At 71.6% G+C, this 25,082-nt stretch carries 25 protein-coding genes; 9 read left to right on the top strand and 16 right to left on the bottom strand.

All coding sequences use genetic code 11. From position 1 onward, the window contains the following. Positions 1–279: 279 nt before the first annotated feature. The 16 genes from KIP79_RS09415 to KIP79_RS09340 all read right to left on the bottom strand — a co-directional run bounded on the left by KIP79_RS09415 (position 280) and on the right by KIP79_RS09340 (position 16,030). Complete coding sequence (locus tag KIP79_RS09415) at positions 280–885, bottom strand: energy-coupling factor transporter transmembrane component T family protein (protein ID WP_214104320.1); 606 nt, start codon at positions 883–885, stop codon at positions 280–282. Then, positions 882–1,556 (bottom strand): energy-coupling factor ABC transporter ATP-binding protein, encoded by a 675-nt coding sequence (locus KIP79_RS09410; protein ID WP_214104319.1) that lies wholly within the window; start codon positions 1,554–1,556, stop codon positions 882–884. Before KIP79_RS09410 ends, KIP79_RS09415 begins: the two co-directional genes overlap by 4 nt. Beyond that, on the bottom strand, positions 1,553–2,731 hold the full coding sequence (locus tag KIP79_RS09405; protein WP_214104318.1) for a thiolase family protein: 1,179 nt from the start codon (positions 2,729–2,731) through the stop codon (positions 1,553–1,555). Before KIP79_RS09405 ends, KIP79_RS09410 begins: the two co-directional genes overlap by 4 nt. Further along, on the bottom strand, positions 2,728–4,038 hold the full coding sequence (locus KIP79_RS09400; RefSeq protein WP_214104317.1) for an AMP-binding protein: 1,311 nt from the start codon (positions 4,036–4,038) through the stop codon (positions 2,728–2,730). Before KIP79_RS09400 ends, KIP79_RS09405 begins: the two co-directional genes overlap by 4 nt. A gap of 1 nt (position 4,039) precedes the next feature. Further along, a complete protein-coding gene (locus KIP79_RS09395; RefSeq protein ID WP_214104316.1) occupies positions 4,040–4,666 on the bottom strand; it encodes a biotin transporter BioY in 627 nt (208 codons plus the stop codon). A gap of 159 nt (positions 4,667–4,825) precedes the next feature. Further along, the gene (locus KIP79_RS09390; protein WP_214104315.1) at positions 4,826–5,734 is read right to left on the bottom strand and encodes a MurR/RpiR family transcriptional regulator; all 909 of its coding nucleotides are present in this window, start codon (positions 5,732–5,734) and stop codon (positions 4,826–4,828) included. Between the two features lie 172 nt (positions 5,735–5,906). Beyond that, positions 5,907–7,229: an ArgE/DapE family deacylase gene (locus KIP79_RS09385; RefSeq protein WP_214104314.1), complete on the bottom strand. Its 1,323-nt coding sequence runs from the start codon at positions 7,227–7,229 to the stop codon at positions 5,907–5,909. Then, a complete protein-coding gene (locus tag KIP79_RS09380) occupies positions 7,226–8,182 on the bottom strand; it encodes a branched-chain amino acid ABC transporter permease (RefSeq protein ID WP_214104313.1) in 957 nt (318 codons plus the stop codon). Before KIP79_RS09380 ends, KIP79_RS09385 begins: the two co-directional genes overlap by 4 nt. Continuing rightward, positions 8,182–9,057, bottom strand: coding sequence for a branched-chain amino acid ABC transporter permease (locus tag KIP79_RS09375; protein ID WP_214104312.1), 876 nt, complete (start codon positions 9,055–9,057; stop codon positions 8,182–8,184). Before KIP79_RS09375 ends, KIP79_RS09380 begins: the two co-directional genes overlap by 1 nt. After that, the gene (locus KIP79_RS09370) at positions 9,044–9,775 is read right to left on the bottom strand and encodes an ABC transporter ATP-binding protein (RefSeq protein WP_214104311.1); all 732 of its coding nucleotides are present in this window, start codon (positions 9,773–9,775) and stop codon (positions 9,044–9,046) included. The genes KIP79_RS09375 and KIP79_RS09370 overlap by 14 nt, the downstream gene beginning before the upstream one ends. Then, positions 9,772–10,506: an ABC transporter ATP-binding protein gene (locus KIP79_RS09365; RefSeq protein ID WP_214104448.1), complete on the bottom strand. Its 735-nt coding sequence runs from the start codon at positions 10,504–10,506 to the stop codon at positions 9,772–9,774. The genes KIP79_RS09370 and KIP79_RS09365 overlap by 4 nt, the downstream gene beginning before the upstream one ends. Continuing rightward, positions 10,503–11,318, bottom strand: a complete 816-nt coding sequence (locus tag KIP79_RS09360) for an SDR family NAD(P)-dependent oxidoreductase (RefSeq protein ID WP_214104310.1) — start codon at positions 11,316–11,318, stop codon at positions 10,503–10,505. The genes KIP79_RS09365 and KIP79_RS09360 overlap by 4 nt, the downstream gene beginning before the upstream one ends. A gap of 12 nt (positions 11,319–11,330) precedes the next feature. Further along, positions 11,331–12,938, bottom strand: a complete 1,608-nt coding sequence (locus tag KIP79_RS09355) for a gamma-glutamyltransferase family protein (RefSeq protein WP_214104309.1) — start codon at positions 12,936–12,938, stop codon at positions 11,331–11,333. Next, positions 12,931–13,776: a polysaccharide deacetylase family protein gene (locus KIP79_RS09350; RefSeq protein ID WP_214104308.1), complete on the bottom strand. Its 846-nt coding sequence runs from the start codon at positions 13,774–13,776 to the stop codon at positions 12,931–12,933. Before KIP79_RS09350 ends, KIP79_RS09355 begins: the two co-directional genes overlap by 8 nt. A 10-nt stretch (positions 13,777–13,786) precedes the next feature. Beyond that, positions 13,787–15,085, bottom strand: coding sequence for an ABC transporter substrate-binding protein (locus tag KIP79_RS09345; RefSeq protein WP_214104307.1), 1,299 nt, complete (start codon positions 15,083–15,085; stop codon positions 13,787–13,789). Positions 15,086–15,277: 192 nt separating this feature from the next. Beyond that, positions 15,278–16,030, bottom strand: coding sequence for an SDR family NAD(P)-dependent oxidoreductase (locus KIP79_RS09340; protein WP_214104306.1), 753 nt, complete (start codon positions 16,028–16,030; stop codon positions 15,278–15,280). A 181-nt stretch (positions 16,031–16,211) separates the two neighbouring features. On the opposite strand from KIP79_RS09340, the gene KIP79_RS09335 reads away from it, so the two are divergent. The 9 genes from KIP79_RS09335 (at position 16,212) to KIP79_RS49305 (ending at position 25,072) form a co-directional block, all read left to right on the top strand. Continuing rightward, positions 16,212–17,501: a type I glutamate--ammonia ligase gene (locus KIP79_RS09335; protein ID WP_214104305.1), complete on the top strand. Its 1,290-nt coding sequence runs from the start codon at positions 16,212–16,214 to the stop codon at positions 17,499–17,501. Next, entirely contained in the window at positions 17,491–18,624 is a 1,134-nt protein-coding gene (locus KIP79_RS09330) for an amidohydrolase family protein (RefSeq protein ID WP_214104304.1), read from the top strand. The genes KIP79_RS09335 and KIP79_RS09330 overlap by 11 nt, the downstream gene beginning before the upstream one ends. After that, positions 18,621–19,808, top strand: a complete 1,188-nt coding sequence (locus KIP79_RS09325; protein ID WP_308169631.1) for a M20 metallopeptidase family protein — start codon at positions 18,621–18,623, stop codon at positions 19,806–19,808. The genes KIP79_RS09330 and KIP79_RS09325 overlap by 4 nt, the downstream gene beginning before the upstream one ends. Before the next feature lie 599 nt (positions 19,809–20,407). Beyond that, a complete protein-coding gene (locus KIP79_RS09320; protein ID WP_214104303.1) occupies positions 20,408–21,169 on the top strand; it encodes a DeoR/GlpR family DNA-binding transcription regulator in 762 nt (253 codons plus the stop codon). Next, entirely contained in the window at positions 21,166–22,107 is a 942-nt protein-coding gene (gene pfkB / locus KIP79_RS09315) for a 1-phosphofructokinase (RefSeq protein WP_214104302.1), read from the top strand. The genes KIP79_RS09320 and pfkB overlap by 4 nt, the downstream gene beginning before the upstream one ends. 60 nt (positions 22,108–22,167) lie before the next feature. Then, on the top strand, positions 22,168–23,262 hold the full coding sequence (gene mtlA / locus KIP79_RS09310) for a mannitol-specific PTS transporter subunit IIC (protein ID WP_214104301.1): 1,095 nt from the start codon (positions 22,168–22,170) through the stop codon (positions 23,260–23,262). Positions 23,263–23,266: 4 nt separating this feature from the next. Continuing rightward, positions 23,267–23,575, top strand: coding sequence for a PTS sugar transporter subunit IIBC family protein (locus KIP79_RS09305; RefSeq protein ID WP_214104300.1), 309 nt, complete (start codon positions 23,267–23,269; stop codon positions 23,573–23,575). After that, a complete protein-coding gene (locus tag KIP79_RS09300; protein ID WP_214104299.1) occupies positions 23,568–24,032 on the top strand; it encodes a PTS mannitol transporter subunit IIA in 465 nt (154 codons plus the stop codon). Before KIP79_RS09305 ends, KIP79_RS09300 begins: the two co-directional genes overlap by 8 nt. Beyond that, positions 24,032–25,072: a zinc-dependent dehydrogenase gene (locus KIP79_RS49305; protein WP_214104298.1), complete on the top strand. Its 1,041-nt coding sequence runs from the start codon at positions 24,032–24,034 to the stop codon at positions 25,070–25,072. Before KIP79_RS09300 ends, KIP79_RS49305 begins: the two co-directional genes overlap by 1 nt. Positions 25,073–25,082 lie beyond the last annotated feature (10 nt).

The raw sequence follows: 25,082 nt of genomic DNA, 5'->3' as shown, positions 1-25,082 counted from the left end.
GTCGTCCGGCACGACCCAGGGTGGCGCGAACCTTTACCTGGACAACCCGGACGCCGGCTAGCAAAGCCGGGACTACTGACCCCAGGCAGATCGAACGCCCATCTGACCACACTGACGCCCGGATTGCCTGCACCATTAGCCGCGCTGGTGGGTCCGTCCACGTCCAGGGCTGTCGTGTCGGTTGTCACTCACACCCCGGCGTTGCTCCGTCGACAGAGTTAACTCCAGGACCCCTCTCTAGCAATGCCGAAGGCTGAAGACCACCTACGTTGGCCAGCGTTACCGATCGCCCTCGCCGCGTGCGGCGAGGGCCTCGCCGAGTTCGTCGGCGTGGCGTAGGGTGCGGACGAGGAAGGGCACCACGAAGGCCGTGATCGAACGGTGTGCGTCGCGTGCCTTGGCGGCCTCGCGTACGTCGGTTGCGATCGTGGACAGTACGGCCACCGACTGGAGTGTGAGTCCGACGAGCAGGCCGATCCGGTCGGGCCGCGCCCCTAGGCGCCGAAGCGGGCGCAGCCCGCGCTCGACCGCCGACACCACGTCGTCCACCCGGGTGGTGATCGTGAACAGGTTCGCGGCGGCCAGCGCCGCGACCATCCGCAGGCATACGACCAGGGCCGGGCCGGGGCCGAGCAGCCACCATTGAATCGCGAACACCGAGGCCACGATCACTCCGAGTGTGCCGAGGAGTTGTCGGCAGCGCCGGGGGGAGACTCGTGCCACGACGTACCCCAGGACGACCGCGGCGCAGACGCCGGCGAGCCAGGCCGGGGCGCGCAGCACGAACACCGCCGCCGCGAGCCCGAGCAGGGCGAGGAACTTCCACCCGGCCGGCATGCGGTGCAGCGGGGTCGAGCCCGGCTCGTACCAGCCACCCGCCGTCATCCGGCGAGTTCCCGGTAACGGCGCAGCGCGGGCTCCGGCTCGTCGTCGGCGACGACGCGGCCCGCGTGGAGCACCAGGACGCGGTCGAAGCCGCCGAGCAGGTCGAGGTCGTGCGTCACCAGCACGACCTGCTGTTTCAGCGTCCCGAGCAGGTCGACGAACCGTCGCTTGTTGCGTAGGTCGAGCAGGGTGGTCGGCTCGTCGCAGACGAGCACCTCGGGTTCCAGTACGAGCATCGCGCACAGCGCGAGCAGCTGCTTCTGACCGCCGGAGAGCTGGTGCGCTGGGTGGTCGGCGTAGCCGTCGAGACCGTGTTCGGCGAGGACCTCGGCCGCCCGCTGCGCGCGCTCTCTTCTGGACAGCCCGCTGCGGCGCAGTGAGAACGCGACGTCCTCGCCCGCCGTCGGCATCACGATCTGGCTGTCGGGATTGGTGAAGACGAATCCGACCCGTCGTCGCACCGCCGGGCCGTCATGGCTCGGGTCGAGCCCGTCGACCAGCACTCGTCCCGTGGTCGGCCGCACCAGGCCGTTGATCATGCGGGCCAGGGTGGATTTGCCGGAGCCGTTCGCGCCGACGAACGCCACCCGCCGCTCGGGCAGGCGGAGGTCCACGCCGGACAGGACCATCCGCTCGCCGTAGCGGTGCCCGACGCCCTCGAACTCGATCACTGCACCACTTCCCACATCGTCGCTACGCCGAGGCCGCCCCCCGCCGACAGGGCGGCCAGCCCGCGACCGGTGCCGCGGGCTCGCACAAGTGTCGCGAACAGCCGTACGACCAGTACGGCGCCCGACGCGCCCCAGGGGTGGCCCAGCGCGATCGCGCCGCCGTCCGGGCTGACCGTGTGCTCGTCGATGCCCACCGCGTCCAGGCAGGCCAGTGCCTGTCCGGCGAAGGCCTCGTTGAACTCCACCACGTCGGGTGTGCGGTCGAGCACGGCCTTCATCGCCGGGACCGCGCCCAGGCCGAGCCGGTTGGGGTCGACTGCGGAGGTCGCCGAGGCGACGAGCCGCAGACCGGGCAGGCCGAGCCTGCGGCGCAGCGCCTCGCTCACCAGCAGTACGGCGGCGGCCCCGTCGTTTATCCCGCAGGAGTTGGCCGCGGTGGCGGTGCCGTCCGGGGTGAAAGCGGGCCGGAACCTGGCCAGCCGTTCGACCGTGAATCCGGCGCGGGGGCGCTCGTCCCGCCCGACGCCGCCGAGGGGGACGAGTTCGCCGTCGAACCGGCCGGCTCGCTGGGCCGCGACCGCCCTGGCGTGGCTGCGTACGGCGAAGGCGTCCTGCCGCTCCCGGGTGATGCCGGCCTCGGCGGCCACCAGGTCGGCGGCCGGTCCCATGTCGGGGTCGCCGATCTCGGCGGGTGCGAACGGCGCCCGGGTGTAGCACCGGGGGGTTTCGGCCGCGGACTGCGGACGCCACGCGCGGTAGGGCGCGGTGGAGGCGCTCTCCACGCCCCCCGCAAGATAGGCCTCACCCTCCCCGGCACGGATCATCGCCGCCGCGAGGGTGATCGCGGCCAGACCGCTCGCGCACTGCCGGTCGATCGTCACGCCGGGTACGGCTTCGCACGGTCCGTTGCCCAGCCCGTTGGCCCAGCGGTTGTGTAGTCCCGCGCGCAGCGCGGCGACGCGGGCGGGGTTGCCTCCGGGGCCGAAGACGTTGCCCAGGACGACGTCGTCCACCCCGCCCAGCCCGTCCACACGTTCCAGCCCGGCGTCGTCGAGGACGGCGCGCAGCACCGGCGCGGCGAGCTCGTCGACGGTGAACGCGCGCAGCGCGCCGCCGGTGTTGCCGATCGGAGTGCGGCGCGCCGCCACCACCACGGGCGTCCGGTCCTCGCTCATCGCAGCGGCTCCGCGGCCAGGGTGCCGTCCCGCAACTGCCGCGCGATGGCGGCGCGGGCGGGCTTGCCGGCCGCCGTTCGGGGCAGCGCCTTGGTCACCAGCCATCGGCGGGGTCTCTTGCCGGGTTCGAGGCTCGCCCGCGCGGCCTCCCGCAGCTCTCGCAGCGCGGGCCACCGATCCGGGGCGGCCTCGACGACGGCGGTTACGATCGCGCCGAGGGTCGGATGCGGAGTGCCGGCGACGACCACGTCTTCCACGTGCCGCACACTGCGCAGCACCGCCTCGACCTCCTCGGCGGACACGAGCCTGCCGCCGCTGGACACGACCGCACCCGTCCGGCCCCGCACCACCAGGGCGCCGGTGCCGTCCAGCTCGACCCGATCGCCCACTGTGGACCACTCGGTCTCAGGCGGGTGAAGCACGCCGCTGCGCAGGTAGCCGCTGAACGCGAGAGGGGAGCGGACCCACAGGATGCCGTCGCGGATGTCGAGCCGCACGCCGGGGACGGGGCGCAGCCCGTCCGCGCCGCGCCGGATCGCGATCAGGGAGTGCTCGGCCGAGCCGTAGTACTCGACCAGATCAGCCTCCGGCAACAGCCGCGCCACCCGTGCCCGCACTTCCTCGGGCAGATGGGCTCCCCCGCACACCACCGTCCGCAGGGCGCAGTTCTCCCGCAGCTCGGACCGCCGGTCCAGCACGTCGAGCAGCGCCGCCAGCATCGCGGGAACCACATGGATCGCGCCGGCCCGTCGCGTGGCCTCGGCCGCTGCGTTCGGCTCCCATCGCGGCAGCAGCCGTACCTCCTGGTCGCACCAGAGCGCGTGCAGGGCGCCGAACAGGAACAGCGACGAGCTCAGTGGTCCGGGGATCAGTACCGGTCCGTGGAGGCGCCCGAGGGCGGCGAAGCTGCGCAGCCACGAGCCGCGGGTACGCAGGAGCACCTTCGGACGTCCGCTGCTGCCCGAGGTGGTCGGCAGATAGAAGAAGGTGTCCTCGTCTCCGGCGGGAAAGACGCCGTCGGCGGCGACGACGTCCGCGACTCTGGGATGGACCACGAGATCGGGCCTGGCGTCGGCGAGCACCGCGTCACGCTCCCGCGGTGTCCACGACGGCTCGACGACCAGGGCGGCGGCGCCCAGCAGGTCCGCGCCGAGGAACCACGGCAGCACGTCCGCCGAGTCCACGGCGATCCGCGATCCCTCGGTGATCCCCCGAGCGGCCAGCCATCGGGCGGCTCCGTGCGCCCGAGCCAGCAGACCGGCCGGAACGGTGCCCGCGCCGACAATCGGTGGCGTGATCGCTGCCACGTCAGGTGTTCGCGGCGATCTCGCCGGTCTCATCCGCTTCGCCGGGCCCGGGCCCGGCATCGGGGCTGTTGCGCGATCCCGGGAGCTGGCTGGGCAGGGCGCGGTGAACCACCGAGGCGATCAAGGACGCCGCCACCACCTTGGCCGCGTCGCCCGGCAGGAACACCAGCGACTGCACGGCCGCCGCCGGCAGGTCGCCGGTGTACAGGCCGAGGAACGGAACACCGATCAGGTAGTCGACGACCAGCCCGGCCGCGCTGGCCAGCAGCAGCACCGGCAGGCCGACGCGCCGCGCACGTGTCACGATCAGGCCGGTGACCAGTGCCGACAGGATCCAGCCCAGCAAGAACCCGCCGCTTGGGCCGATGAACGGCGCGATCCCGCCCCGTCCGCCGGACAGCAGTGGCAGGCCGATCGCGGTCAGTCCCAGGAAGAGCACGACGGACGCCGTGCCGCGGCGGGGGCCCAGGATGCCGCCGGCCAGCAGCGGCCCGATGTTCTGGAGCACGATGGGTACGCCGGAACTGCCGACGTAGATCCCGGGGAAGATCCCCAGCACCGCGATGAAAGCCGCGAAGACCACCGTTTTAGCAAGATCGACGGGGGAAGCGATCTGAGATCTCGACACGCCAGACACGATATCCCCCAACGTCAGCGGCGTTGTCGGCCCCTCGGCCGAGCGGGGGAGGGGCCATCAGGCACCTGCGGGGCCGGGTGGCAGTTGCCGGGCGGGGGTCCATCAGGCACCCGCGGGGCCTGGTGGCCGTTGCCGGGGCTTCGGGGGAGGTTACGGGGTGGCGGGTTGGGAGGTGGTGTCTTCCTCGCGGAGTACGTCGTCGGCCATTTGGTCGTACTTGGCGACGCGGGCACGGCCGGTTTCGCCGAGTTGTTCGACTACGGCGGCGACCAGGGTTTCGATGAGTGCTACGGCGGGGGTGAGGGAGTCGAAGGGGGAGGGGGAACGGACCTGGCCGGGGAGGACGACGTCGGCTACTGCCGCGGCAGGGGAGAGCCAGGGGTCGGTGAAGAGGACGATCTTTACGTTGCGGGCGGCTGCCGCGCGGGCGAAGGCGATGGTTTCGCGTTGGTAGCGGCGGTAGTCGAAGAGGACCAGGACGTCGCGGCGGCCCATGTCGAGCAGGTGGGCGGCGTGGTCGGCGGTGGAGCCCGCGATGTAGGTGGCGTTCGGGCGGAGCTGGTGGAGGTGGGCGATGAGGTAGTGCGCCAGGATTGTGCTGAATCGGCCGCCTGCGGCCGACACGCGCCGGGCGGAATCGGCCAGCAGCCCGGCCGCTTTGACGAGTTCGCCTTCGGGGAGCTGGTCGAAGGTCATCGCGGTGGCTTCCAGCAGGACGCGCCGGGAGCGGCCGAGTACCCCGTCGTCGTCTTGACCCGTGCCCTCTTCGGCGGTGGGTTCGGCGTACTGGATGAGCGGGGAGGAGTAGCGCTGCTGGGTTTCGCGTTTGAGCGCCTGCTGGAGTTCCGGGTAGCCCTGGAAACCCAGGCGGTAGGCCAGCCGGAGCACGGTGGCCGGGCTGGACTGGGCCAGGGTGGCCACGGTGGCCAGTGGCTCCAGCCCCGCCGTGGGGTAGCCGGCCAGCAGTGCGCGGGCCACCCGCTGCTCGGCCCGGGGAAGGCTGGGAAGCACGTCGCGCAGCTGGGCCGCCACCGTACGCGGCTCGGTCGTGCCGGGCATGCCGTCTCCTTCAGCGTGACCGGTCATCGCGGCAGACCAGCTCGGGGGGAGCCGGCTCCGGCCGGTCGCATCAGGGATACTCGCACGGATGGGTGGACGGCGCGAACCTCCCGCGGAAGGCCGGTGCGGAAAACCTCCGGGGCCTGATTCAGCCCGGGGGGACAGGTCGTGGTCATCCGGCCTCCGCCAGGCCGCACCAGCTGACCGCGGTCAGCGCGTAGGTCTTGGCCGACTGGACGAGCTGGGCGATCTCGACGTACTCGTTCTCGGCGTGCGCGGTGTAGCCCACTCCCGGGCCGTACACCAGGCCGCCGATGTCCTTGCGGTCCATCCAGGTCAGATCGCACACGCCCATGAAGCCGCTGGTCAGCGGGACCTGTCCGGCGGCGGTGGCGTGTGCGTGCGCGACGGTGGCGGCGATCGGCGCGTCGTCGGGCAGCGCGTACGGCGGCCAGAGCAGTTTCCACTCGAACACCGGGGGATGCGCGCGCAGCCACGGGTCGCGGCGGCAGGCGTCGGCGACCCGGGTCTCGATCTCGGCCATCACCTCCTCGTTGGTACGGCCGGGGTGATGGTAGACGCAGTACTCCACGGTCAGCTCGTCGGCCAGGAAGAACGGCACCAGGATCCCGGACGGATTGGCGCGCAGCACGCCGGGCAGCAGGTTGAAGTAGCCGGGCGGGAAGAGCGGGTGCCGGTCGTGCCCGGCCCACTCCTCCTCCAGCGCGCGCAGGGCCTGGTAGACGATCCAGAACTTGTCCACCGTGTTGACGCCCAGGGCGTCCCCCTCCAGGGTCGGGTGCACGGTCATGCCTCGCAGCCCGGAATGTGCGGTCTTGCCCTCCATGGTGATGGAGAACCACAACAGGCCGGGCGTGACCGGCACCACCGCGGGCAGCGTGCCACGCTGACCGGACGGTTCGCACACGATGGCCGCGTCCGCGCCGAAACCGGCCTCCAGCACTGCCGTGGTGCCGGCCTCGTGGTCGCCCACCTCTTCGCCGACGACCGCCTGCAGCACCAGGTCACCCGCCAGGCGCAGGCCCGCGCGGCGCAGCGCGACGGCGGCGTACGCGGCGGCGACCAGACCGGCCTTCATGTCGGTGGCGCCGCGGCCGGTGACCGTGTCGTCGGTGACCACCGCCCGGAAGGGGTCGCCGTGCCAGCGGTCCAGCCGCCCGGGCGGCACCACGTCCACGTGCCCGTTCAACAGCAGTGAGCGCCCGCCGCCCGCGCCGGGCAGGACGCCGACCACATTGTCCCGGCCGCGTTCCACGGTCACCGTGGTGAGGTCGGCGCCCGCCTCGGCGTACAGGTCGGCGAGGAGTGCGCTCATCTCGCCCTCGGCGCCGACGACCTTGTCGTACTCCTGGCCGGGGTAGCGGGGGTTGATGCTGGGCACGGCGATGGCCTCGGCGAGGGTGTGCACCATCCTGGCCGCCAGGCCGTCCACCTCGTCGAGGATCCTGGTCGTCAGGGCGTCCTGGCTGGTCATGCGTTCTCCTTTACACGAGGGGCGATGGCTCGGCGGGCGAGCCCGGCCAGGCCTTTCGGGGCGATCCAGAGGACCACCAGGATGAGCAGCGCGACCGTCACGTCGCGCCACGCCCCGGCGTCCTGGAGCGCGTCGGTGACCAGGGTGACCACGACGGCGCCCGCGATCGGGCCGTACACGCTGCCGCTGCCGCCCAGGAAGATCATGCTGAGCAGCAGGGTCAGGTAGCCGAAGCCGAACACGTCGGTGCTGACCACGCCGTTGAGGTAGGTGTTGAAGGCGCCCGCCACTCCGGCCAGCGCCGCGCCGATCATGAAGATGATCAGGTGCTGCCGTACCCGGGAGACGCCCCGGCTGGTGGCCAGGGCCTCGTTGTCGCGGATCGCCAGCAGGGACAGGCCGAGCGTGGAACGGCTGATCAGGCGGACCAGCAGGGTGGTGGCGAACAGCAGCGCCGCGCCCAGGAAGTAGTAGCCGATCCGGCCGTCGGCCCGCAGGCTGGTCTCCCCGAGGGTCAGCCGGGGAATGCCGACGATGCCGCCTGCGCCGCCGGTCAGGCCCGCCTGGCCGAGCACCAGGTAGATGCAGAGCTGGGAGAAGACGTAGGTGGCCAGGCCGACGTAGATGCCGCGCAGCCGCAGCACCGGCAGGAAGGCCACCAGCGAGGCCAGTACCGCCGACACCGCGGAGATCGGCAGGGTCAGCCACGGGTCGATCCCGGTCTGGGTGGCCAGGATGCCGGCCGTGTAGGCGCCGATCCCGAAGAAGCCGATCTGGGCGAAGTTGAAGATGCCCGCGAAGCCGAGGGTGAGGTTCCAGCTCAGCGCGAGCATGCCGTACATGGTGATCAGGATCAGCAGCAGGCGGCTGTGCGGGTCGGTGAGGACCAGCGGGAGCACGGCCAGCACGATCGCGTATGCGGGCCACCCGGCCCAGGTGCGCAGGTTCGCCATCACGCGCTCCTCACCTGGCTGCGCAGCAGACCCTCGGGGCGGGCCAGCATGATGACGATCATGGCCAGGAAGACCAGGACCGGGCTCCACGACAGCCCGAAGTAGTACGTGGTCACCGCTTCGAGCAGGCCGATGGCGTACGCGCCGGCGATGGTGCCGCCGAGGCTGCCGGCGCCGCCGAAGGCGAGCACGACGAAGGCGCGCAGCAGCGGATCGTCGCCCATCGTCGGCGAGATGAACCGCATGCTGCCCAGCAGCACCCCGGCCACCGCCGCCAGCGCGATCGCGACGGTCACCACGAACAGGTAGACCCGGCGCGGCGAGATGCCCAGGAGCTGGGCGTGCTCGCGGTTCTGTTCCAGCGCCCGCACGGTCAGCCCGATGCCGGTGCGTTTGAGTGCCAGGGCCAGCAGGCCGACCAGCACCGGCGCCAGGATGATGGTGACCAGCTGGGTGCCCTGGACGACCGAGCCGCCCAGCTCGATCCTGGCCGAGCCGAGCGGCGGGAGCTGCTTGATCTCCGGCCCCCACAGCAGCAGCGCGCCGGACTGCAACAGCATGGTGGCGGCCAGCGTGGCCACCATCACCAGCATGTCCCCGTTGGGCCGCCGGATGAACGGGCTGACCAGCAGGAACTCGTAGACCACGCCGAGCAGGGCCAGCGCCAGCACGCCGCCGACCAGGGCGGGGAGCAGCGGCAGCCCGGCGCGGTCCAGGAGCGTCCAGGACAGGTACGCCCCGAACATCAGCAGCGCGCCGTGCCCGAAGTTGAACACCCGCAGGGTGGACCAGATCAGGGTGAGCCCGGCCGCCATGAGCAGGTAGAGCCCGCCCAGGACGAGGGCGCTGGTCAGGATGGCGCTAATGCCGCTCATCGGTGGACCCTCCCAGGAAGAGCGACATCATCGCGTCGCGGCCGACGGTCGTGTCGGAGGCGCCGCTGTGCACGATGTCGCCGTGCAGCACGACGTGGTAGCGGTCGGTGAGGCTGAGCACCAGGTCCATGTCACCGTCCACCAGGATGATCGAGGAGACCTCGGTGCGGATCCGCAGGATGCACTCGCTCAGCTCGTGCTTGACCTTGGGCGACAGGCCGAGGGTGGGCTCATCGAGGATGAGCAGGGTGGGCCGGGCCATCAGGCCCATCCCGAGGCTGACCATCTGGCGTTCGCCGCCGCTCAGCGTGCCGGTGAGCTGGCCTCGGCGTTCGCCCAGGCGGGGGAAGACGGTGAAGACGTGGTCCAGGCCGTCCCGCCAGGTCGCGGTGTGGCCGCTGGAGGCGGCCGACATGCGCAGCGCCTCCTCCACGGTGAGCTGCGGGAACAGCCGGGAGCCCTGGGGGACGTGGATGAGGCCGCGGCGGACCAGGTCGCGCGGGGAGCGGCCCCGGGTGTCACTGCCCGCGTAGGTGATGGAGCCGGAGGTGGCCCGGTGCAGGTTGGACACGCAGCGCAGCAGTGTGGTCTTGCCGTGCCCGTTGGGGCCGAGCAGCCCGATCGCCTCGGCCGCGCCGACGCGCAGCGAGATCCCGCGCAGCACCTTTGTATGGCCGTAGCCCGCGGTGAGACCGTCTACTGTCAGCAGGTCGTTCATCGTGCCGCTCCCGGTCCCAGGTAGGCCTCGACCACGCGGGCGTCGGTGAGCACGTCGGCGGGGGCGCCGGTGACGATCACCCGGCCGCTGTCCAGTACGGACATCCGGTCGGCGAGCGCCTCCAGCACGGACAGCACGTGTTCGATGATCACCATCGTCGTGCCGGTGGCGTGGATCCGGGTCAGCAGGCGGATCAGGGCGTCCTGGTCGGCGGGGTCCAGCCCGGCGGCCGGCTCGTCCAGCAGGAGCACGGACGGGCGGCTGACCAGGGCGCAGGCGATCATCAGGCGCTTGCGGTCGATCAGCGACAGCTCGTCGGCCGGGCGGCCGGGGTCGCCGCCCAGCTCCACCTGCTCCAGCGCCTCGGCGCAGCTGGCCCGGTTCCACCGGGCGGCCCGGCCCGCCCCGCCGTACGCGGAGCCGATCCGGACGTTCTCCAGGACGGTGAGGGACTCGAAGACGGCCTCGGTCTGGAAGGTGCGCTTCAGCCCGGCCTTGGCGATCCAGCGGGGGGAGCGGTGCTGGACCTCCCGGCCGCGCAGGAGCACCCGGCCGGAGTCGGGCCGGATCGGGATGCCGGTCAACAGGTTGAACAGCGTGCTCTTGCCCGCGCCGTTGGGACCGGCCAGGCCGAAGACCTCGCCCTGCCGTACCTCGATGGACACCCCGTCCACGGCGCGGAGGCTGCCGAAGGACTTGGTGACCTGCTCGGCGGCCAGCAGTACGGTCATGACGCCTCCGGTCCGCGCCAGTCGCCCTGGGCGAGGAAACCGCCGTCCACCGGCAGCAGCACGCCGGTGACGAAGGAGGCGGCGGGCGAGGTGAGGAAGGCCACCACGGAGGCGATCTCGTCCGGGGAGCACTGGCGGGCGATGGGCTGGCGGGCGGCGGCGGCCTCCCGCTGGCGCAGCGCCTCGGCGGCGTCCTCGGGGGTGAGCCGGCTGCGCGAGTCGCCCATGTCGTTGGCCACGTAGCCGGGGAGCACCGCGTTGACCCGGATGCCCTTCGGGCCGCCCTCGATGGCGAGTTGCCGGGTGAGGTTGGCGATAGCGCCCTTGGCGGCGGAGTAGGCGGGGTAGGCGGGCAGGCCGGTCACCCCGAAGATGGACGAAAGGTTTACTACCGCGCCGTCCCCGGCACGGGCCAGCAGCGGGAAGGCGGCCCGGCTGCACAGGAAGGTGCCGGTCACGTTGACCTCCATCACCCGCCGCCACTCGGTCACCGGCACGCCGGTCACACCGCCGCCGCTCTCGGCCACCCCGGCGTTGTTGACCAGGATGTCCAGGCCGCCCAGCTCTCGCGCGGCCCAGTCGAACAGGTCGGTCACCTCCTGTTCCGCGGAGATGTCGGCCGGCCGGAATCGGCAGACCGGCCCGCCGGGGACGGTCAACTCGGCCGCGGTGCGCTCGCCGCGGGCGGCGTCCACATCCACGATCACGACCTGGGCGCCCTGGCCGAGCAGGGCGCGCGCGATGGCCGCGCCGATCCCGCCGGCCGCGCCGGTCACCAGGGCTCGTCGGCCCGCAAGAATGCTGCTCGCCATCGCGATCTCTCCTCAGTGCGCTGCGAGTGACGGTGTGCTGTCCTGGACGCCCACGCCGTGGGGCTTCATCCGGTCCACCCCGGGCGCCCAGCCACGCCCCGGGCGGCGTTCGACGCCGCCCGGGCGGGCGAAGTGCCAGGTGGTCGGCTCCTCCTCGACCACCTGGACGTCGTGTCCCGCCGCGGTCAGGTCCGCGGCGGCGCTCTCCCGGCGGCGGTCCAGCCAGACCGTGCGTCCCTCGGCGTGCAGCCGGGGGGCCTCGACGGCGGCCTGGAGGGTGGCGCCGTCCCGCCAGCGGGCGATGATCTGGGCGACGGCGGAGATGATCCGCCGGCCGCCGGACGCGCCGAGCACGGCCTCGCCGCCGGGGCCGCCGACGATGACGGGGCAGACCGCGCTGAGCCCCGCCGCGCCGGGGGAGATGCTGGTCACCTGGCCGGGGCGCGGGTCGAAGTACATCATCCCGTCGTTGAGCACGATGCCGGTCTCCGGTTCGACCAGACGCGAGCCGAACAGGTCGAGCACCGTCTGGGTGAGCGCGACCGTCATGCCGCGCCCGTCCACGGCCGACAGGTGGGAGGTGCACCCGGCCCTGGCCGGTCCCCCGGTCACCGGCAGGGGACGGTCCCACTCCGCGACGACCCGCTCGGCGTGTTCGGCCCCGGCCAGCCGCTCCCAGCCGGAGTTCTCCGTGCTGACCTCGCGCAGCCGGTCGTCGAAGGCGCGGGCCAGGGCGCGGGCCCACAGCCGGGGGCCCGGGTCCAGGCCGCGTCGTCCGGCGGCCTCGACGATCTGCAACGCCTCGGCGGCCGTCACCACGCCGGTGGCCGGCGGGCCGTACAGGCTCAGCGGGCCGATCTCGACCGGATCGATCTCGGTCTCGGTGGCCTCGCAGGTGGCCAGGTCGTCGGCGCGCAGGGTGCCGCCCCGCGCTTCGACGAAGGCGGCGACGGCCCGACCGGCCCGGCCCCGGTAGAACCGCTCGGCGCCGCCGTCGGCGATCTCACGCAGGACGGCGGCCAGGCGGGGTTGCACCAGCCGGTCGCCCGGTCCCTGCGACGGGCCGCGCAAGGGCAGCCCGCCGGGGAGGAACAGGGCCGCGCTTTCTGGGAATCTGCGGAGGTTCCGGGCTTCGCCGCAGATCGCCGACGAGGCGAACCAGTTGGTCTGGTGGCCTTCCTCGGCCAGTTCGATCGCCGGGGCCAGCACCTCGGCCAGCGGGAGCAGGCCGAAGCGGGCGTGGGCCCGGCAGAGCGCGGCGACCGCGCCGGGCGTCCCGACCGACAGTGGGCCGAGGATGTTGGCGTCGCCGGCCACCGCGGGCCAGCCGTACAGGCCGGTCGGGTCCGCGCCGGGCGCGAGCCGGAACATGTCCGGCCTGGCCAGGCCGGGGGCCCGGATCGGCCCGGACACGGTGGTCGCGCTCCTGGCCCCCGGCCGGCGGATCACCAGCCAGGCGCCGCCGCCGAGGCCGCTCATGTACGGCTCGACCACGCCGATCGCGAAGGCGGTGGCCACGGCGGCGTCCACGGCGCTGCCGCCCGCGCGCAACATCAGCGCTCCGGCGTGCGCCGCCCGTGGATCGGGCGCCGTGACCATCCCGCCGGTGGCTTCACCCACGCCAGGCATCGGCGATCTCGCTGAGGGTCGCGAACCAGACGGTGCCCGTCTCCAGCATGCGCTCGATCAGCTTCTCCAGCACCAGCAGGTGGTGGGAGCGGCCGATGGTCTGCGGATGCATGGTGAGCACGTAGACCGCGCCCGGCACCCGTTCGTGGGCGTACTCGAAGATCGTGTGCCAGCGGTCCTCCATGTCGCGGTGCGGCCCGAGCGCCGAGATGCCCGCGACGTACTCCACCGAGGGCCAGTCGTCCAGGTACCAGGAGACCGGGATCTCGATGATCCGGCTTTCCGGGCCGAACTCGTTGGCCGACTCGTAGTTGACGGTGACCCGGCGCGGCCGGTACAGCTCGAACTCCCGGCCCATCAGCGAGCTGTCCCAGTCGAAGCCGTACTCCTCCAGCAGGTCCAGCGTGGTCTCGGAGAAGTCCCAGGCGGGGGAGCGGTAGCCGCGCGGGCGGCGGCCGACGACGCGCTCGTGCTGGCCGAGCGCCACCTCCATCAGCCGCCGCTCCTCCGCAGGACCGAGGCTCGGCACCACCTCGTGGTAGCAGCCGTGCGCGGCGATCTCGTGGCCTGCGTTCAGGATCTGCTCGATCCGGTGCGGAAAGGTCACCAGGTCGTGGCCGGGGGTGGCCCAGGTGGCCGGCAGGTTGTTGCGGCCCAGCAACTCCAGCAGGCGCGGCACGCCCTGCTCGGCGCCGAAGTCCCCCCGGGACAGGTAGGTGGGCGAGGTACGGCCCACCGTGCCCATCCACGGGGAGTGCGCGTCGAAGTCGAAGGTCAGCGCGACCGCCATGCGCTTGCCGGGCGGCAGCGTCAGAAGGTTGTCCGGCACGGTGTTCCTCTCAGCTCATCCAGGGCGGCAGCCGGAAGGTGCCGGAGGCGTACTTCTCCGGAGCGATCAGGACCTTCTTCTCGTCCTGGAACTGGAAGGACTGGAGCGGTACGTAGTCGTCGCCCTGCCTGGCCAGGTGGGTGGCCGGGTCGAAGGCGATCCGGCCGGAGGCCTGCTCGGTGTCACTGGCGCCGATCGCGGTGCCGATCGCCTTGGCGTCGTCGGGGTCGCCGACCTGGCGCAGCGCCTCGGCGTAGATCATCATCTCGACGTAGGTGAGCACGCCCTGCGGGTCCACCTCGCTGGTGCCGTACGCGGCCTGCCAGTCCTTCTGGAGCTGGGCGGCGGGCGCGTAGCCGGCCGAGGGCACCAGGCCCGCCAGGTTGTTGAACAGCACCCCTTCGGCCTTCTGCTTGGTCAGCTCGAAGAACTGCGGCTGGTTGGGGCCGTACTGCATGAAGACCAGCGACTTGGTGGGGTTCTGCAGGAACTGCTGCATGAAGCTCGCCTCATTGGCGACCTGGTAGTCGGTGTTGACGATGAAGTCGGGGTCGGCGGAGCGGATCTTGCTGATCACGGTGCCCCAGTCGTTGACCGCGCCGAACGGTACCTTCTCCTGCCCGGCGACCTTCCACCCCTTGCTCTGGAACTCCTTGGCCAGGCCGTCGGCGATGCCCTCGCTGTAGGGGTTGTCGGAGCGGACCAGGAAGACGCTCTTGGAGCGCGGCTTCCACAGCCCCTGGTCGGCCCATTTCAGGGCCAGGGTGACCGGTTCCACCCCGTACGCGTCGTAGTTGGGGGTGATCGACCAGACGGTGGGGTACTTGGCGGGGTCCTTCTCGATGATCGCCTGGGTCTGCGCGGTGTTGCCGCCGATCAGGTAGACCTTCTCGGCCGCGGCGAACTCGTCGATCTCGAAGTTGGAGGTGGAGGCGTAGCCGGTGATCACGGCCTTGATCTCCGGGTCGTCGATCAGGGTCTGCACGCCCTTGGTGACCGCGTCGTTGGACTGGCCCTGGACGTCCACGCTCTTCAGCTTGAAGGTGTGGCCGGCGACGCCGCCGCGCTCGTTGAGCTGCTTGATGGCCAGTTCGGCGCCCTGCAGCATGCCCTTGCCGTCGGAGGCGGAGCCGCCGGTCAGCGGGGCCAGCAGGCCGATCTGGATCTCCTTGCCGGCGGGGTCCGCGGCGACCTGGCCGTCGCCCGCCTCGGTGGTGGCGCCGGAGGAACAGGCGGCCAGCGTGGTGACGGCGGCCAGCAGGGCGGCGACGACGGGTGGCCGGGAGCGAAGGAAGGAAGGACGGTCCATGGGGGAACCTCTCTGCGTGATCAGGGCTGGGTTGATCGGAGGCCGGTCGGATCGAGGAGGGGCCAGGCCGCGCACGGAACGATCAACTGTCCGATTTGCACCATTCCACTACTCCGAGCAAATTGAAATGTACGTTGCATCTGATGTGGAAGAACAGACGCATTAAGTATTTGTTACTAACGATGAGGCGGCTCAGCTCGGCGGTAGCGGTGTGCCGGCCAGGAAGCCTCCGTCCACGTCGAGCACGCTCCCCGTGATGAACGAGGAATCCGGATCGGCCAGGAACAGGCAGGCCCGCGCGACCTCGGCGGGCGTGCCCATCCGCTGCACCGGCTGCCCGGCGACCAGGGCTGTGACGTATTCCGGGGCCAGCGCGGCGGTGGCCGGGACCTCGATCAGGCCGGGCGCGACCGCGTTGACCGTGGTCCGCGCCGGCGCCAGCTCCAGGGCCAGCACCTTCACCAGCATGTCCAGGGCCGCTTTCGAGGCGCAGTAGTGCGCGGCCCCCACCCGCGCCGACCGGCCCGCCCCGGAGGAGATCGCGATGATCCGGCGCTCGGCCCCGGAGGCGCCCGGGGCCCGGGCGAACGCCCGCGCGGCCAGCATGACCCCGCGGGTGTTCACCGCGAACACCTCGTCCCACTCGGCCGGGTCCATCTCCAGCACGGGCGTGTTCGGGTAGACGCCCGCACTGGCGACCAGGATGTCCAGGCCGCCGTGCCGTGCCACGACCTGTTCGGTCGCGCCCGCCACCGACGCCGGATCGCGCACGTCCATGCGCACCCGGTCCACCCCGGGCAGGTCGGCGCGGGCCTCGTCGAGGTCCGCGACCACCACCGTGGAGCCGGCGTCCCGGAAGGCCGCGGCGACGCCTCGGCCGATGCCCTGGGCGCCACCGGTGACCAGGGTCACCGCGCCGGCCAACCGGCCGTCGGCGTTCGCCATGAATTACCTCCCTGCCTAAGTCGGATTTGACGCCAACCGTCTGACCTGGGGTTATTTCGCCAGGTCTGGCAGGCTACACGCAGGATTGATTTCATATCAATACCTTGACCGGAGTTATGAACCGTATGTTTCACTAGGTCGGCTGGCACGCGGACGTCGAGCCGGCACGGGAGGAAAGCCGATGATGACCGGGACCGTCTTCGTGGCGACCTGTGACCTCGCGGCCCAGGTACGCGGCCGGGCGATCCCGGCGGCACGACTGGAGCGGACCCTGGCGACAGGGGTGGGCTGGGTGCCCGCCAACCTGGCGCTGACCGGCTTCGGGCACCTCGCCGGAGGCAGCCCGTTCGGCTCCGTCGGTGACCTGCGGCTGCTGCCCGATCCGGCCAGCGCGATCGAGCTGCCCGCCGACGGCGAGACGCCCGGCACCCGGCTCTACCTGGCCGACCAGACCGGCCTGGACGGCGCGCCATGGCCGGGCTGCCCGCGTACGTTCCTGGCGGCGGCCCTGCGGGAGCTGCGGGAGAGCGCCGGACTGGAGGTGCGCGCGTCCTTCGAGCACGAGTTCATGCTCGACGGGCCGGACGGCGAAGCCCCGTTCTCCTTCCAGCGGCTGCGCGCGGCCGAGCCGTTCGGCACCGACCTGGTCGCCCTGCTGGAACACGCGGGCCTGGAACCGGAGTGCTGGCTGCCCGAGTACGGCCCCGGCCAGTTCGAGATCACTCTCCGCCCGGCCCCGGCCCTGGTCGCCGCCGACCGCGCGGTCCTGCTCCGCGAACTGGTGCGCGACCTCGCCAGGCGGCGTGGGCGACGCGCCACCTTCGCCCCCATCACCGACCCCGGGGCCGTCGGCAACGGCGTCCATGTGCACTTCTCGCTGCATGCCGTCGACGGCGGCCCGGTCATGTACGACGCCGGGGCGCCCGGCCGCCTGTCCGCCCTCGCGGCGCGGTTCGCGGCCGGGATCCTGCGCCACGCCGCCGCCGTGGTGGCGGTCACCGCGCCCAACCCCGTGTCCTACCTGCGGCTCACCCCGCACCGGTGGAGCGCGGGCGGCGTCTTCCTGGCCGAGCGCAACCGGGAGGCGCTGCTCCGGATCGCGCCCACGGTGCACATCGGCGGCGCCGACCCGGCTGCCCAGCTGCACCTGGAGTACCGCGCGGCCGACGCCACCGCCAATCCCTGGCTGGTGCTCGGCACGCTGGTCCGCGCCGGGCTGGCCGGGTTGGCCGGCGGCGAACGCGCTCACGTCTGGCCGGAGAGCGCCACCGAGGCCGACCTGGCGGGCGAACCCGCGCTGCCCGACACGCTGGAGACGGCGCTGGCCGCGCTGGAGCGCGACCCGGTCGCCCGCGGCTGGCTGCCGCCCACGCTGCTGGACGCTTTCCTCGCCGTACGCCGGGCCGAGCTGGCCGGGACGGTCGGCCTGTCCGCCGCCGAACTCTGCCGTAAGGTCGTCGATGTCTACTGACCTGGAAGCGGTCCTGGGCGCCCTGCCGCTGGTGGACCACCACGTGCACGGCGCCGCCACCGTCCCCCTGGACCGGACCGCCTTCGAGACGCTGATCACCGAGTCCGACCGGCCGATCCCGGCGTTCATGACGCAGTTCGACTCCCAGCTCGGCTTCGCGATCCGCCGCTGGTGCGCCCCCGTACTCGGGCTGCCCGCGCACGCCTCGCCCGCCGGCTACCTGGCGCGCCGCGGCGAGCTGGGCGCGGACGAGGTCAACCGGCGGCTGCTGGCGGCCAGCGGCATCGGGCGGTTCCTGGTCGAGACCGGCTATCGGGGCGATGAGGTCCTGGGCGTGGCGGGCATGGCCGCCGCCTCGGGCCGTCCGGCCCACGAGATCGTCCGGATCGAGCGCGTCCTGGAGGAGGTCGCCGCCGGCGGGGTGAGCGCCGCCGAGCTGCCTGATCGGTTCCGCGCGGAGCTGGCCGCCCGGTGCGCGGGCGCGGTCGGGCTGAAGAGCATCGTCGCCTACCGGTACGGTTTCGCCTTCACCCCCGAGCCGCCGGCCGAACGTGAGGTGGTGGCCGCCGCCGGGCGCTGGCTCGCCGAAGGCACCCAGCGGGTGGAGGACCCCGTCCTGCTCCGTTTCGGCCTGTGGACCGGGGTGGCCCAGGGTCTCCCGATCCAGTTGCACACCGGCTACGGTGATCCGGACGTGGAGCTGCACCTGTGCGACCCGCTGCTGCTGACCCGCTGGCTGAAGCTGGTGGAACCGTTCGGCGTGGACGTGCTGCTCCTGCACTGCTACCCCTACCAGCGCAACGCGGGCTACCTCGCCCAGGTGTTCCCGCACGTCTATTTCGACGTCGGGCTCGGCGTGAACTACACCGGCAGCCGTTCCGACGCCGTGATCGCGGAGTCGCTGGAGCTGGCCCCCTTCGCGAAGATCCTCTTCTCTTCCGACGCGTGGGGGCCCGCCGAGCTGCACCACCTCGGCGCGCACCTGTTCCGGCGCGGTCTGGCCCGGGCGCTGCGCGGCTGGGTGGACGCCGGCGAGTGGACCGAATCGGACGCGATCCGGGTCGCTACCATGATCGGAGTCACCAACGCGCTGCGCGTCTACGGCCTGGAGCCCGCCCCGTGACCGAGTCGATCCCCACCATTCCCCCCATCGCCACGGGTCTCGCCGACCGCCTGAAAAGCGCGTTGCAGGACGAGCTGCCCGCGGCGGTTGAGCTGCGCCGCCGCCTGCACGCCGCGCCCGACCCCTCGGGAGCCGAGGGCCCGACCCGGGACCTGATCCTGGCCGAACTCTCCGGCCATCCGGCCGACCTGGTGGCGGGGACCGGCGCGCTGGTCCGGATCGGCGGTCCCGGCCCGGCCGTCGGCGTACGCGCCGAGCTGGACGCGCTGGCCGTGACCGAGCGGACCGGTGTCCCGTGGGCCTCCACCCGGGTGGGGTGCATGCACGCCTGCGGCCACGACGTGCACCTGGCCGCGCTGGTCGCCCTGTGCCGGGCGGTCGCCGCCACTCCGGGCGCGCAACCGCTGGTGGCGGTGCTCCAGCCGCGCGAGGAGACCTACCCCTCCGGCGCTCGCGACATCGCCGCCTCGTCGCTGCTGCGCGAGCACCAGCTGACCGCGATCATCGGCGCGCACGTGCAGCCCACCCTCCCGAGGGGGGAGGTGGCCGCCACCCCCGGCACCGTGAACGCCGCCGCGGACGAGTTCATCCTCACCGTCCGCGGGCACGGTGGCCACGCCGCCTACCCGCATCTGACCAGCGATCCCGTGCTCGCGCTCGCGCACGTCATCATCGGGCTCCAGCACATCGTCAGCCGGAACGTAGACCCGACCAGCTCGGCCGTGCTGGGCGTCTCCACGCTGCGCGCGGGCAGCGCGTCCAACGTGGTGCCGGACCAGGCGGTGGCGGCCGGGACCGTACGGGCGATGAACGAGACCACCAGGAAGCAGGTGCACACCCAGCTGGCCGAGGTCGCCGACCTGCTCGCCCGCGCGCACGGCTGCACCGCCGAGGTGACCATCACCCGGGGTGAGCCCGTGCTGCACAACGACTCCCGGCTGGCCGCGCGGGCGGGCGCCGAACTGGCCGGGCTGGGGCTGACCACCTCCCGGCCGATGCTCTCCTTCGGCGCCGACGACTTCTCCTACCTGTCGACGGCACTGCCCGGCCTGATGATGTTCGTCGGGGTCGACACCGCCGATCGGGTCCGCCTGCACGGAGCCGACTTCCTGCCACCGGACGAGACCGTCACCGACGTGGCCCTGGCGATGCTGGCCGGCTACCTCGCCGCCACCGAAGGCTGACGAGGCCGAATCAGTACTGTCCATCCAGGACTTCGACCAGGCTTCGTAGTTCGCGCGCCTTCCGTCGAGTCGAACCTCGGCGAGGGCTGCTGAGGACAGGCCAGGGATGACCGTGATGTCGTCGCGCGTCCGGGGCCGGCGTGGAAGTTCGGCGCGGACGCGGCCGGGCCGTCTACGCGGCATTGGCCTTTCTGGTACTCGTCATGCCGGGTATCTTCCCATCTCCACGATCGTGTGGATCGTTGTCCGATCTTCGGGAGTGCCCGGATGAGTCGGAGTCGGCGCTGAGCCGGGAGATCCGCGTGGCCGGAGACTAGGGATTGCCTAGTAGTGAATTGCCTACTATTCAGCTGTTCGGTAGTGCCACTATCCAAAGCTGATCAAAGTTCGGAGGGGTTCGCGCCGCCTCCTTGTCAGCGGAACGGCGTATGTGGTGACCAGGGCAGACGCCGCTTGCCGCAGGAATCGATCAGCTGCCGGCCGCGGGTGGGCGGCCCGAGAACCCACGACAGCTTCCTTACTAACTGACTCTTGACTGGCAACATGGTCGGGTATAAAAACAAACGGAACAACATCGAAACGGCGGTGAATCAACAGCAATGTACGCCGAGGAACGGCAGCAGGAGATCCTGCGTGAAGCCCGGGCCGCGGGGCGGGTCAACGTGGTGAGCCTGGCGGAACAGTTCGGCGTCACGACGGAGACGATCCGCCGGGACCTGACGGTTCTCGAGCGCGCGGGGGTGCTGCGGCGCGTGCACGGGGGGGCGATCCCGGTCGAGCGGCTTGGCTTCGAGCCCGCTCTCGCGGCGAGGGACGAGGTCATGACAGCGGAGAAGGAGCGCATCGCCAAGGCGGCGCTGGGCGAGTTACCGCAGGACGGAGCCATCATCATCGATGCGGGCACGACGACGGGCCGCCTGGTTCAGGCCATACCGGCCGATCGCGAGCTCACCGTCATCGTCAATTCGCCGCCCCTGGCCACGACGCTGGCCGCACGCGCCAATGTGACGGTGTTCATGCTGGGGGGCCGGGTACGGGGGCGTACGCTCGCGACGGTCGAAGACTGGGCACTCCAGCAGCTCTCCCAGTTGCACATCGACGTGGCCTTCATGGCGACCAACGGTTGTTCGGTAGCCAAAGGCCTGACAACGCCCGACCCGGCAGAGGCAGCGATCAAGCGGGCGATGATCGCCTGCTCGCAGCGGGCCGTACTGCTGGCGGACCACACCAAGTTCTCCGACAACTACCTGACGCGCTTCGCGACGTTGTCCGAGATCGACGTGATCATCACTGACACGCGGCTGGATCTCCAACTCGCTGGAGATGTGGCGGCAGCCGGACCCGAGGTTGTGCGCGTATGATCCTCACGCTGACGCTGAACCCAAGTTTGGACCGCACCATCGAGGTCGGCTCACTGACTCGGGGAGCCGTCCACCGGGCGGCGGCCGCTCACCTCGACCCCGGCGGCAAGGGGGTCAACGTGTCGCGCGCGCTGCTGGCCAACCGGGTGCGGTCGCGCGCGGTCATCCCGTTCGGCGGGGCCGAAGGGCAGCAGCTCGTGGCCCTGCTCGCCGCCGAGGGGATCGACATGATCTCCGTTCCGGTGGCGGGGGCGACCCGTTCCAACGTCACCCTGGCGGAACCCGACGGAACCGTCACCAAGATCAATGAGCCTGGCACCCCCCTCACGGCGGCCGAGCTCGACACGCTGGCGAGCGCCGTCCTCGACGCCGCCGGATCGGCCGACTGGGTCGTCGCCTCGGGCAGTCTGCCGCCCGGTGTGCCGACCGAGGTGTACGCCGTTCTGTGCGAGAGGTTCGGCAGCGCCGGCATCCAGGTCGCGGTCGACTCGAGCGGCCCGGCCCTGGTCTCCGCGCTGGCGGCGGGCCCCACGCTGATCAAGCCCAACCGCGAGGAACTCGCGGAGGCCACCGGCACACCGATCACCTGCCTCGGCGACGTCATCGACGCCGCGGGCAAGCTTCGGGCGATGGGCGCACGCTCGGTGCTGACCAGCCTCGGCGCCGATGGAGCGCTCCTAATCGAGGGCGACCAGGTCTGGTACGGCCAGTGCCCCGTCGAGGAGCCGCGCAGCAGCGTCGGCGCCGGCGACGCCATGCTCGCGGGATTCCTGGCGGCGGGCGCACGCGGCGAATCGGCGCTGGCCGAGGGCCTCGCGTGGGCGAGCGCCGCCGTGGGACTGCCGGGCAGCCGCATGCCGAGCCCGGCCGACATCGATCGCACAGCTGTCCGGATCTGCACCGCCGATCCGGCTATGCCGCTCATGCCCGGGGGATGAGCGGCACTCTCCCCCCACTAGGCGGCCGGTGAGGCCGCCCACCCCGAAGGAGTACATCAGTTGGCCACCCCATATACCCCAACGGTTCAGGGAACCGGAATCCGGGCCACCATCCAGCGCTTCGGCGGTCACCTCGCCGGCATGATCATGCCGAACATCGGCGCCTTCATCGCCTGGGGTCTGATCACCGCTCTGTTCATCCCCACCGGCTGGCTGCCCAACGAGACGCTCGCCGCCCTCGTGGGCCCGATCATCACCGTTCTGCTCCCCGTCCTGATCGGCTACACCGGTGGGCGGATGGTCCACGGCCAGCGCGGCGCCGTCGTCGGCGCCGTGGCCACCATGGGTGTGGTCGTCGGCGTGGACATCCCGATGTTCCTCGGCGCCATGATCATCGGCCCGCTCGCCGCGTACGTGATCAAGCTGGTGGACAAGTTCACCCAGCAGCGTACCCGCGCCGGCTTCGAAATGCTGGTGGACAACTTCACCGCCGGCATCATCGGCGGTGGCATGGCCATCGTCGGCGTCTGGGGCATCGGCCCGGTCGTCAAGGTCATCACCGACGCCGCGGGCGAAGCGGTGGAATACCTGGTCAGCCACAGCCTGCTGCCGCTGGCCTCGGTGCTGATCGAGCCGGCCAAGGTGCTGTTCCTCAACAACGCGATCAACCACGGCGTGCTCGGCCCGCTGGGTGTGGCCGAGGCGGTCAAGCACGGCCAGTCGGTCCTGTTCATGCTGGAGTCCAACCCCGGCCCCGGCCTGGGCCTGCTGATCGCCTACATGCTGTTCGGCCCGCGCTCGCTGCGTCCGAGCACCCCGCCCGCGATGATCATCCACTTCCTGGGCGGTATCCACGAGATCTACTTCCCGTACGTGCTGATGAAGCCGCGTCTGATCCTGGCCGTGATCGCCGGTGGCGCCTCGGGCATCCTGACCTTCCTGGTCACCGGTGCCGGTCTGGTCGCCACGCCGTCGCCGGGCAGTATCTTCGCCTACCTGGCGGTGACCCCGAAGGGTGGCTGGTTCGGCGTCATCCTGGGGATCATCGTCGCGACCGGGGTGTCGTTCATCGTCGCTTCGGCGCTGCTGGGCTTCGGCCGGGGCGCCAAGGACGAGGAGACGCCCAGCACCGAGACCGCAGCGCAGGAGGCGTAAGGCGATGGCCAGCATCGACAGCAAAGATGTCCGCAAGCTCGTCGTGGCCTGTGACGCGGGGATGGGCAGCAGCGTGATGCTGGCCAGCCAACTCCGCAAGCAGCTCAAAGGCACACCGGTCGAGGTGGTGCACACCCCGGTGAACTCGATCCCGCAGGACGCCGACGTGATCGTCAGTCACGTCGGGCTGGCGGACCGGGCCCGGGCGAGCGCTCCGGGGGTGGTGCTCGTACCGTTCCAGATCTTCATCGGTGACCCGGCGGTGACCAGGCTGGTCACCACGCTCAAGAACGGCGGCACCATCGATGGCTGACCTGCCCGACACGGCCCCGCTCCCGCTCGATCCGCGGGCCGTCCGCCTCACCGCCGTCGCGGACAGCCGCGATGACGCGATCCGCCAGTGCGGACAGGCCCTCGTCGACGTGGGCGCCGTGGACGAGAGCTACATCGGCGCCATGCTCGAGCGAGAGCGCTCGATCTCCACGTACGTCGGTGAGGGTGTGGCCATCCCGCACGGCACCCTCGCGGCCAAGGACGCCGTCCACCATGACGCGATCTGCGTGCTGCGCTTCCCCGACGGCGTCGACTGGAACGGCGAGCAGGTCACCGTCTGCGTCGGCATCGCGGCGCGGGGTGACGGCCACGTGCGGCTGCTGGCAGAGCTCGCCCAGATCCTGCTCGATCCGGACAGCGCCCGCGCCCTGCGGGACGCGACGGAGATCTCCGAGGTCGTCGACCTGCTTCAACCCTCAAGAGAGGAAGCTTCCTAGTGAAGGTCGCCCGTTTCCACGCTCCCGGCGACATCCGCATCGAGGACGTTGCGGAGCCCGTCGAGGGCGCCGGTGAGGTGAAGATCCGTGTCCGCAACTGCTCGACCTGCGGCACGGACGTCAAGATCTACAAGCACGGCCACCACCACATCAGGCCGCCCAGGGTCATGGGCCACGAGATCGCCGGCGAGATCGTCGGCGTCGGCGACGGCGTGGCCGGGTGGGCACCGGGCGACCGGGTGCAGGTGATCGCCGCGATCCCGTGCGGCCGGTGCGAGGAGTGCCGCCGCGGCCACATGACGGTGTGCCCGAACCAGGAGTCGATGGGCTACCACTACGACGGCGGTTTCGCCCAGTACATGATCGTTCCGGCTAAGGTGCTCGCCGTGGGAGGTCTCAACCGCATCCCCGACCAGCTCGGCTTCGCCGAGGCCTCGGTGGCCGAGCCGCTCGCCTGCGTGCTGAACGGCCAGGAGCTGGCCCGGGTCGGCGAGGGCGACGACGTGGTCGTCATGGGGGCGGGCCCCATCGGCTGCCTGCACGTACGGCTGGCCCGCTCCCGCGGCGCGGGCCGGGTGTTCCTCGCCGATCTCAACGCCGAACGGCTCGCGATGGCGGCCGATCTGGTACGGCCGGACGCCACGATCTGCGCCGGTGAGACGGACGTCGTGGACGAGGTACTGAAGCTCACCGGAGGCAGGGGAGCGGACGTCGTCATCACCGCCGCCGCCTCCGGAGCCGCCCAGCAGCAGGCGCTGCAGATGACCGCACGCCAGGGGCGCATCAGCTTCTTCGGCGGCCTGCCCAAGGACGACCCGATCATCTCGGTCGACTCCAACCTGGTGCACTACCGGGAGCTGACGATCGTCGGCGCCAACGGCTCCAGCCCGGCACACAACGCGCGCGCGCTCCAGCTCATCGCCGAGGGCGCGGTGCAGGTGTCCGACCTGATCACACATCACCTTCCCCTCGCGGAGGTCCTGGACGCCATCGACATCGTGAGCCGTGGCGCCGCGATCAAGGTGACCATCGAACCCTGAAAGGAGCCCG

The sequence above is a fragment of the Acrocarpospora catenulata genome (genome assembly GCF_018476525.1).
Lineage (GTDB): Bacteria > Actinomycetota > Actinomycetes > Streptosporangiales > Streptosporangiaceae > Acrocarpospora > Acrocarpospora catenulata.
The sequence above is the reverse complement of the archived record's forward strand: the minus strand, read 5'-3'. Positions and strand labels throughout refer to the sequence as shown.

Excerpts from the sequence above, each read along its gene's own strand:
- KIP79_RS09380 (WP_214104313.1), bottom strand. The coding sequence starts at position 8,182 with ATGGCGAACCTGCGCACCTGGGCCGGGTGGCCCGCATACGCGATCGTG.
- KIP79_RS09385 (WP_214104314.1), bottom strand. The coding sequence starts at position 7,229 with ATGACCAGCCAGGACGCCCTGACGACCAGGATCCTCGACGAGGTGGAC.
- KIP79_RS09370 (WP_214104311.1), bottom strand. The coding sequence starts at position 9,775 with ATGAACGACCTGCTGACAGTAGACGGTCTCACCGCGGGCTACGGCCAT.
- KIP79_RS09390 (WP_214104315.1), bottom strand. The coding sequence starts at position 5,734 with ATGCCCGGCACGACCGAGCCGCGTACGGTGGCGGCCCAGCTGCGCGAC.
- KIP79_RS09335 (WP_214104305.1), top strand. The coding sequence starts at position 16,212 with ATGATGACCGGGACCGTCTTCGTGGCGACCTGTGACCTCGCGGCCCAG.
- KIP79_RS09330 (WP_214104304.1), top strand. The coding sequence starts at position 17,491 with ATGTCTACTGACCTGGAAGCGGTCCTGGGCGCCCTGCCGCTGGTGGAC.
- KIP79_RS09305 (WP_214104300.1), top strand. The coding sequence starts at position 23,267 with ATGGCCAGCATCGACAGCAAAGATGTCCGCAAGCTCGTCGTGGCCTGT.
- KIP79_RS09360 (WP_214104310.1), bottom strand. The coding sequence starts at position 11,318 with ATGGCGAGCAGCATTCTTGCGGGCCGACGAGCCCTGGTGACCGGCGCG.
- KIP79_RS09405 (WP_214104318.1), bottom strand. The coding sequence starts at position 2,731 with ATGAGCGAGGACCGGACGCCCGTGGTGGTGGCGGCGCGCCGCACTCCG.
- KIP79_RS09375 (WP_214104312.1), bottom strand. The coding sequence starts at position 9,057 with ATGAGCGGCATTAGCGCCATCCTGACCAGCGCCCTCGTCCTGGGCGGG.
- KIP79_RS09300 (WP_214104299.1), top strand. The coding sequence starts at position 23,568 with ATGGCTGACCTGCCCGACACGGCCCCGCTCCCGCTCGATCCGCGGGCC.
- KIP79_RS09340 (WP_214104306.1), bottom strand. The coding sequence starts at position 16,030 with ATGGCGAACGCCGACGGCCGGTTGGCCGGCGCGGTGACCCTGGTCACC.
- KIP79_RS09365 (WP_214104448.1), bottom strand. The coding sequence starts at position 10,506 with ATGACCGTACTGCTGGCCGCCGAGCAGGTCACCAAGTCCTTCGGCAGC.
- KIP79_RS09320 (WP_214104303.1), top strand. The coding sequence starts at position 20,408 with ATGTACGCCGAGGAACGGCAGCAGGAGATCCTGCGTGAAGCCCGGGCC.
- KIP79_RS09345 (WP_214104307.1), bottom strand. The coding sequence starts at position 15,085 with ATGGACCGTCCTTCCTTCCTTCGCTCCCGGCCACCCGTCGTCGCCGCC.
- pfkB (WP_214104302.1), top strand. The coding sequence starts at position 21,166 with ATGATCCTCACGCTGACGCTGAACCCAAGTTTGGACCGCACCATCGAG.
- KIP79_RS09415 (WP_214104320.1), bottom strand. The coding sequence starts at position 885 with ATGACGGCGGGTGGCTGGTACGAGCCGGGCTCGACCCCGCTGCACCGC.